7 protein-coding genes are annotated in these 7820 nt (G+C 63.8%); 2 read left to right on the top strand and 5 right to left on the bottom strand.

Going from position 1 to position 7820, the window contains the following annotated elements; translation table 11 throughout:
* The 4 genes from C493_RS21355 to C493_RS21340 form a co-directional block, all read right to left on the bottom strand.
* A partial coding sequence (locus C493_RS21355; RefSeq protein WP_007261583.1) for a DUF7282 domain-containing protein occupies positions 1–793 on the bottom strand: 793 nt, incomplete at its 3' end.
* 230 nt (positions 794–1023) lie between these two features.
* Positions 1024–1524 carry a helix-turn-helix transcriptional regulator gene (locus C493_RS21350; RefSeq protein WP_007261582.1) on the bottom strand — a complete coding sequence of 167 codons (501 nt, stop codon included), beginning with the start codon at positions 1522–1524 and terminating at the stop codon, positions 1024–1026.
* A 477-nt stretch (positions 1525–2001) separates the two neighbouring features.
* Positions 2002–2355: a hypothetical protein gene (locus tag C493_RS21345; protein WP_007261581.1), complete on the bottom strand. Its 354-nt coding sequence runs from the start codon at positions 2353–2355 to the stop codon at positions 2002–2004.
* Between the two features lie 150 nt (positions 2356–2505).
* A complete protein-coding gene (locus tag C493_RS21340) occupies positions 2506–3495 on the bottom strand; it encodes an NAD-dependent epimerase/dehydratase family protein (protein WP_049889567.1) in 990 nt (329 codons plus the stop codon).
* A 203-nt stretch (positions 3496–3698) separates the two neighbouring features.
* On the opposite strand from C493_RS21340, the gene allB reads away from it, so the two are divergent.
* A complete protein-coding gene (gene allB / locus C493_RS21335) occupies positions 3699–5072 on the top strand; it encodes an allantoinase AllB (RefSeq protein WP_007261579.1) in 1374 nt (457 codons plus the stop codon).
* 374 nt (positions 5073–5446) lie between these two features.
* Complete coding sequence (locus tag C493_RS21330) at positions 5447–5668, top strand: hypothetical protein (RefSeq protein ID WP_007261578.1); 222 nt, start codon at positions 5447–5449, stop codon at positions 5666–5668.
* Positions 5669–5728: 60 nt separating this feature from the next.
* On the opposite strand, the gene C493_RS21325 is transcribed toward C493_RS21330, so the two are convergent.
* The gene (locus C493_RS21325; RefSeq protein ID WP_007261577.1) at positions 5729–6805 is read right to left on the bottom strand and encodes a quinone-dependent dihydroorotate dehydrogenase; all 1077 of its coding nucleotides are present in this window, start codon (positions 6803–6805) and stop codon (positions 5729–5731) included.
* Between the last annotated feature and the right edge of the window lie 1015 nt (positions 6806–7820).

Genomic DNA, 7820 nt, shown 5'->3' with positions numbered 1-7820 from the left:
CCGGTTCCTCCTCTACGGGCTCCTCTTCGACGTCTTCAGGTTCCTCTTCAACCGGTTCCTCCTCTACGGGCTCCTCTTCGACGTCTTCAGGTTCCTCGTCGTCAACGTCCGCCGGTTCTTCCTCAACTGGCTCCTCTTCGACGTCGTCAGGCGCTTCCTCGACGCTAACGACAGCTTCGTCGGTCACCGGTTCTTCATCGGCCGTCAAATACGGACCGTCTTCCTCGCCGTCGGTCTCGAGGAAGTCGAACTCCTCGTTGTCGTTCGTATCCATGTGGGCCATCGCGATCAGCGTCTCGTCCTCCTCGAGCGGCTCGTCGAGGGCGATTTCGACGTCCTCGTGTTCGCCGGGCTCGAGGTACTCGGAGACGCCGATGACGCTCTCGAAGACCTCGCCGACGAGCAGGCTGCTGTCGTGGATCACCACGAAGCCGCCGTCCTCGAGTTCGGCCTCGTCGACGACGACGGTGTCGTCCTCGACGGCCTGGTCGGAGAACGTCACGGCCGCCTCGAGGTCGGTCGCTTCGGGCGGTGCGTCGTCGGGTAGTTCCTCGTCTATCGCGTCGTCCGCGGGTTCGTCGTCGGCGTCGACGTCGTCATCGTCGGCTGGTGGTTGCTCGTCCGCGTCGGGCTCCGCCTCGTCCGGTTCCTCTGGTTCGGTGTCGGGTACGTCGTCCGCGTCGTCGGCCTGTTCGTCGACGGCGGCCGGCGCGGCGCCGGCGACCATCGCCCCGCTCGAACAGATCATCATCAACGCGGCGAGTACCGCAAGTAACTGGTTGCGTGCGCTCATGTCTCGTGCCCTCTGAAGGCAGTAGGTACTCGCGCGGTCGCGGGATAAACCGGCAGAACCATTTCGTCCCGTAACAGACAACTACCGCATTTCGCGCCGCGTGGAAGGCCTCCGACCCCGACGGAAAACAACAGTTGTTGATAGGTTTCGTACGGACGTCCGCCCGTCGGTACCGCCACGAGCGCGACCCGATCCGAGGTCGGGGCGGGCGTGCGGGGACGGTGGGTCGCTCACTCGCTTCTCGGCCGCTCCGGAGATCTGGACGCCGTCGGCTCGTGACCCGGCAAACAGACCAGATTCTCCCGCCCGAGGCGAAGTTTCGTGACCCGGTCGTCGTCCTCAAGTTCGGCGAGCAGCCGGCTCACCTTGGCTTTCGACCAGTCGACGGAGTTGACGATCTCCGACTGTTTCATCCGGCCGCCGTTCTCGCGGATGAGCTGTTGTACGCGCTCGCGATCCGTCAGAAACTCCTCGTGGGGCGGCTCGGAATCGGCGACGAACGCGGTCTGTCCGTCGAGACGATTGCGAGCGACGAGGACGCTGCCGAGAAACACGAGTGCCAGAATGCCGACCAGGGCCGCGAGATGCGGACTCCAGTCGATCTGGAGCGGTCGGCCGTGGCTCGAGAGGATGACTGCGATGAGTGGCTCGGTTCGCTCGGCTGCGGTCGCCGCGATCTCACCGGTCGAGCCAGCATCGACGACCGTCGCTGTGGACACTCGATTACTCATGTCGGGGTGGTGGGGTTCGTTCGTTCACGGTTCGTGGTACGGTCGGGATCGTTCGTCGAATCGGTTTTTGTTGCCCATCTGTTGTTCTGTAACCATCTGCCACTGTCGCTCGGACGTCGTCTGTTCGGTCATCGGTGGGTCGAAGGCGGTAGTAGGGACAATCAGTCCCGACGACTACGTATCCGACCCATGCAGACGCAGCGTTGGGGTTGTGATCGCGACCGATCGAAACGGTCGGTCGAACCGACGCCGCGATCGGCGGGTGGGAGTGGCCGCTACGAGGACGTAGGCCGAGAGGGCGAATAAACGGGGTCGGACGTTCGACACGGCTAGCGCGGATTCGGCTCGCTTCAGTCGGTAAGTAATCACTTCCGTGAGTGTCTCGAGGAACGAAATTAGCCGGCTACAGCGTCCGGTGCCGCGTGCCTCGGTGCGGAACGCGGGTACACGGCGCCCACGAGCGGCCACCATCGCCCGTTAGACGCCCGGAACGCCGGCGGCCTCGAAGCCGGTGACGCCGATCAGTGCAAGGACGTAGAGGACTACCAGCACCGAGAGCCAGGCAACGATCGTGATCGCCGCAGCGTCGACCCAGCCGCCGGGATAGCGGGCGTTAATCACGGCGAGGTACGCGATGAACACCAGTAGCGGCCCGAGCAGTGGGATCCATCCGAAGAAGAAGCCGACGACCCCCCAGACGATCGCCCCCAGAAGGGCGGTGATAATCGCGTACGTGTAGTCTTCGGTGTCGACGATAACCTTCGCACCGACGTAGATGCCGATCGCGCCGATCAGCAGGCTGACGGCGAAGACGATCAGACTCTCGATCATACGAGTGTGTGAGGCCGGGAATACCGTTAGTTATCTTTCACCTACACTCACAAAAGCGGTTCTGTAGGAACTCTCGCGTCGATATTCGAGAACGTTACGGACTCGAGTGTGTCCGGCAGCAGGGAAGAGACGATGCCGACCCCCTGCGGCTCAGCTCACCCGTCCTTCCTCTCGACGGGAGTCGTCCGCCGAGTCGGTGTCGGTCTCCACCGGCGCCAGTCGCGTCCCGTCGACCAGCGATTGGATGCCGGACTCGAGGCTCACGCGAGACTCGAACCCGAGCGTCCGTTTCGCCTTCGAAACGTCGGCTCCGCTGTGTCTGATGTCGCCGGGTCGGGGGTCGCAATGGACGATCGGCGACGAGGAGTCGGTGGCGTCCCTGATCGTTTCCGCGAGTTCGCGAACCGACGTTCGGCTGCCGGTACCGATGTTGAACGCCTCGCCGACCGCGTCGGTCGTCGCCGCCCGCAGGTTCGCTCGGACGATGTCGCTGACGTGGACGAAGTCCCGAGTCTGTTCGCCGTCGCCCTCGATCGTAATCGGATCACCTGCGCGCGCCTGCTCGAGGAACGTCGAGATGACGCCGCTGTAGGGGCCCTGCTGGCGCGGCCCGTAAGCGTTGAAATAGCGCAGCGCGACCGTCTCGAGGTCGTACAGCTCCGCGTACCGCCGCGTGTACTGGTCGAGTGCGAGTTTCTGGATGCCGTACGGCGAGGTCGGTTCGGTCGAGGCACCCTCCGTAATCGGCAGTTCGTCGGGGTGGCCGTAGACCGCGGCGCTCGAGGCGACGACGATCCGAGCGTCCTCCTGGCGGGCCTGCTCGAGGAGGAGGAGACTCGCCTCGAGATTCGTCTCGTTGCTCCGGCGGGGTGCGTCGACGCTTCGGGCGACGCTGACGACCGCGGCGTGGTGGAAAATGAGATCGACGCCGCGTGCAGCCTTCTGGACGGCGATCGGATCGCCGAGGTCCCCCTCGACGACCGTTACGTCGTCGGGAAGATAGGATCGATCGCCCGAGGAGAAGTCGTCGAGAACGCGGACCTCGTTGTGCGGCGCCAGCGCTTCGACGAGGTGGCTCCCGATAAAGCCCGCGCCACCGGTCACGAGCACCGTCTTATCACGGATCGCGTGGGTTTCCATCGACTCGCCGTGCCAGTCCCGCACCGTTTAGTATAGGATTCGTACCCTCGTGGTATCCGCTGCCTACGGAAACACATCGTCTCGCTACCGTGCTCGTCCGTCGACAGACTCCGCCGATGGAGCAGCGACTCGAACCGTCAGTGACCGGTGTGCGCTGACCGTCCAACAGAAGCTATATGCGCGGTCCTCGGCAATTCCCGGCAATGACCGTCGACCTCGCCGTGCACAACTGTACCGTCGTCACCCCCGCCGGACGGACGCCCGACGCCGGCGTCGCCGTCGAGGACGGGACGATCGTCGCCGTCGGTCGCAGCGACCGTCTCCCCGACGCCGACCGCGTTCTCGACGGCGACGGGAACGTCCTGGTTCCGGGCATCGTCGACTGCCACATCCACAACCGCGAACCCGGCCTCGAGTACAAGGAAGACTGGGAGTCCGCGACGCGAGCGGCGGCCGCCGGCGGCGTCACAACCGTCGTCGGGATGCCTAACACCGATCCCGTCATCGACCGGCCCGAGCACCTCGAGCTCAAGTTCGAGCGCGGCGAAGACTCCGCACACGTCGACTTTCAGAGCTACGTCGTCGTGACGAGCGAGAACCTCGAGTTGATCCCCGACCTCGACGAGGCCGGCGCGCTCGGCTACAAGATCTTCCTCGGGTCGACCGTCGGCGACGTCCCGCCGCCGAACGACGGCGAGATCATAGAGGCGATGGAAGCGATTCGGGAGACGGGCAAGCGACTCGGTTTCCACGAAGAAAACGGCGAGATCATCGACCACTACACCGAGCGGTTCCAGGCCGAGGGGAGAAACGACCCCATCGACCACTCCCACTCGCGGCCCGTCATCGCCGAGCGGGAGGCCGTCGAGCGGATGATCACGTTCGCCGAGGAGACCGGCGCGAAGATCCACATGTACCACGTCTCCTCCGGATCGGCCGCCGAGGCCGTCGCCCGCGGCAAGGATCGCGGCGTCGACGTCACCGCCGAGACGACGCCCCACTACCTCTGGTTCACCGAGGAGGTCATGCGCGAAAAGGGCAACCCCGCACGGATTCAGCCGCCCATCCGAAACGCCGAGGAGCGCGAGACGCTCTGGGCGGTCGGAATGGACGGCGGCGCGATCGACTGCATCGCGACCGATCACGCGCCGCATACGCCCGAAGAGAAGATGGTCGACGACCCCTTCGGCAACACGTGGGACGCAATTTCGGGCTTCGTCGGCCTCGAGACCGAAATTCCCGTCATGCTCAGCTTCGTCGCCGACGGCCGACTCACGCTCGAGGAGTGGGTCCGTCGCCACTCGGCGCGTCCCGCTCAGGTGTGGGGGATGTACCCGCAGAAGGGATCGCTGCAGGTCGGCACCGACGCGGACTTCACGATCGTCGATTCCGACCGGGAGTGGACCCTCGAGAGCGCCGACGAACTCCACTCGAAAAACTGCGTGACGCCGTTTGTCGGCGAATCCTTTACCGGAAAAGCTCTTACGACGGTCGTTCGCGGCGAGGTCGTCTACGCTGACGGCGAGGTCGTCGGCGAGTCGGGCCACGGAACGCGCGTCGACGTCGACGGCGACTGAGCGCTCCGCCGTCGCTTCTCGCTCTCGCCCTCGAGCGTACGCGACCCGCAGACACCGTGTGCGTATTCGTTTCCGCGCCCGGTATCACCCGCAGTTGAGACGGCTATCGTAGCCACTGAAACGAGTGGCACACCGATCGCGACGCTGTCCGGAGATCAGGTGCAGTGACGGTCAGTGGCTACGAGAGGGAGGCCGCGTTCTCCCATCGCTGAAGAATAAACCGTTCGTCCACCATCGTCGGTTTTGGGATTCGTTCCAACCGTAACGAGTACCACTTCTGAATAGTTGTTCTCGTCAGACAGTTCTCAGTTCCTGAGAGTCGCGATAGAAATATATACTCCCGCCATACCACGGGATCACTGCGGACCCGTCCCATGACCGACACGAAAACTGAATCCACTACCGCGACGGAGAAGACGGAACAACTCAAAGCAGTGTATCTCTCCGTGACCGGCGGCGACACCGAGCCGGTCGTGGAGACGCAAGAAGCCGACTCGAGTACGCGAGAGGTCCCCGACGACGCGCGCAGCGAGGTCGTCGGCCCCGCCGAACACCACGGGCTCGACGACGCGATCGACGACCACGAGCCCGGCTAATCGCGGCCGTCACGCCGCGTCCTCGAATTCGCCCGAGCGTCCCCGGAGGTCACTCGGCCGTCATCGGTGCTCGAGATCTGCGCCGACCGCCTCCTCGACCGACGAGAAGCCGTCGCGCTCGAGGAGCGCGACCAGCCCCCGGTTAATCCGCTTTGCCGTGGACGGTCCCTGGTAGACGAACCCCGTATAGAGCTGAACGAGCGAGGCGCCGGCGCGGATCTTCGCGTAGGCGCTGCCCGGCGAGTCGACGCCGCCGACGCCGACGATCGGCAGTTCGCCGTCGGTGTGCTCGGCGATCGAGCGAATCACGGCCGTCGAGCGATCCTCGATCGGGTCCCCGCTGAGGCCGCCCCACTCCTCCTGATTCGGCGACTCGAGTCCCTCCCGACTCGTCGACGTGTTCGTCGCGACGATCCCGTCGAGGCCGAACTCCTGGACGATGTCGACGAGGTCGAGGATCGCGTCCTCGGGTTCGTCCGGCCCGATCTTGACGAGCATCGGCACGTCGGCGTCGTTCTCGGCCTCGAGCGTCTCGAAGATCGCCCGCAGGTGCTCGGGCGAGGCCTCGTCGAACTCGTCGGGCGTGTTCGGACAGGAGACGTTGACGACGACGTAGTCGGCAAACGGCGAGAGGCGATCGAAGACACGCCGGTAGTCCTCGATCGACTCCTCCGCCGTCGAGGAGTTCATCTTCCCGACGTTGACGCCGAGCGGAAAGCCGGGCGTGCCGTCGGCCTCGAGTCGTTCCTTGACGCGTTCCATTCCCTGGCCGTTGAAGCCCATGCGGTTGACCATCCCCTCGTCTTCGCGCAGGCGGAACAGCCGCGGTCGGTCGTTGCCCTCCTGGGGATAGGGCGTCACCGTGCCGATCTCGACGAAGCCGAAGCCGAGCGCCTCGAGCGCGTGGGTTACCTCGGCGTTCTTGTCGAAGCCGGCCGCGATCCCGACCGGGTTCGGAAACGTGGTGTCGAACAGGTCGACCTCGAGGGCCGGATGGTCGTACCGGTACGCGGCGGCGAGGGCCCGTCGAGTGGGCCACGTCGACTGGGTCGCCCGGAGCGTCCGTTTGCCGAGATCGTGGGCCGTCTCGGCGGGAAGCATGAACGCGAGCGGGCGGACTCGCGAATAGAGCGTCATTTGCTGGTGTTCGGGACGGCTGGTAGGTAAACGTCTCGAAGCGTCGACAGCGTCTGTTGAGCGCGCAGTTGCTATAGCGGGTCGAGCAGCGTGCCGTGCGGCGTCCGTGCGCCGTCGACGAAGACGATACTGCCGCTCGAGTCAATAGAAAGCATAGTGGATCGACCACTCGAAGGCAGATCGCTGTTGGAGACGGGGCGTGTCGCTCGGGAGCTCACACCCCACGTTTCCGCTCTAAAGCGTCCGTAACGATCGGTTATCCCGGTCTAACGGCGCTATCGATATTGATCGGTATTCGGACGGGTACTCGAGATCGATCGCTGTCGACTCTCTGGAGTGATCCCGGAAAATATAGTAGCCACTGACCGTCACTGCACGCCTGATCGCACGACAGCTGTACGATCAGTGTGTGAATCGTTTCAGTTGGTACTATAGCGTGATCGTCTCTGTGGAGAGAACTGCGGACACGATGGTGTGTCGGGTGACCGATCCCACCCCTGTATTTGCACCGGATTAGGACAGAGTAGTCCGGAACTCTCACACCACTCTGTCCGCTGTTCTCCGTCGACCGGCTACGCCGGTCATCGGTATCGCTCGGTCGCGGAGAGACTGTGCTGAACGATAGCGTCTGTTCCACCGTATCGCTGTCGTCTGAGACTGGATTCGTTGGCAGTATTGTTGCTCTCGAGATTGGGGGCCCACCACCGTTTCAACAATTCCGAACGAGGCACTTACCCCTCGTTATCGAAGCGCGAATTAGCGATCCCTGTAGAAAGAGCTGCGGACATGGTGGTGTGTGGTAAGTGTGCGATCTCGCTGCATTTGTGGTTCTGATTCGTTCTCATCGCTGAATTGTGGACAGACGCCATCGATACACCCACACCACTCCGTCCGCTGTTCTCCATCCACCGGATATGCCGTTCATCGGTGCCGAACGATCTGGACTGTACACTCTATCGGTGACATCTACGAATCGGCTTGCTGGCGATTTCCCATTACTCTCGAGATAGGGACA

It is taken from the genome of Natronolimnohabitans innermongolicus JCM 12255 (assembly GCF_000337215.1).
In the GTDB taxonomy this organism is placed as follows: Archaea; Halobacteriota; Halobacteria; order Halobacteriales; family Natrialbaceae; genus Natronolimnohabitans; species Natronolimnohabitans innermongolicus.
This window is presented reverse-complemented; position numbering and strand designations above follow the sequence as displayed.

Coding starts and splice junctions, on each gene's coding strand:
- C493_RS21350 (WP_007261582.1), bottom strand. CDS start 1,524: ATGAGTAATCGAGTGTCCACAGCGACGGTCGTCGATGCTGGCTCGACC.
- C493_RS21345 (WP_007261581.1), bottom strand. CDS start 2,355: ATGATCGAGAGTCTGATCGTCTTCGCCGTCAGCCTGCTGATCGGCGCG.
- C493_RS21340 (WP_049889567.1), bottom strand. CDS start 3,495: ATGGAAACCCACGCGATCCGTGATAAGACGGTGCTCGTGACCGGTGGC.
- allB (WP_007261579.1), top strand. CDS start 3,699: ATGACCGTCGACCTCGCCGTGCACAACTGTACCGTCGTCACCCCCGCC.
- C493_RS21330 (WP_007261578.1), top strand. CDS start 5,447: ATGACCGACACGAAAACTGAATCCACTACCGCGACGGAGAAGACGGAA.
- C493_RS21325 (WP_007261577.1), bottom strand. CDS start 6,805: ATGACGCTCTATTCGCGAGTCCGCCCGCTCGCGTTCATGCTTCCCGCC.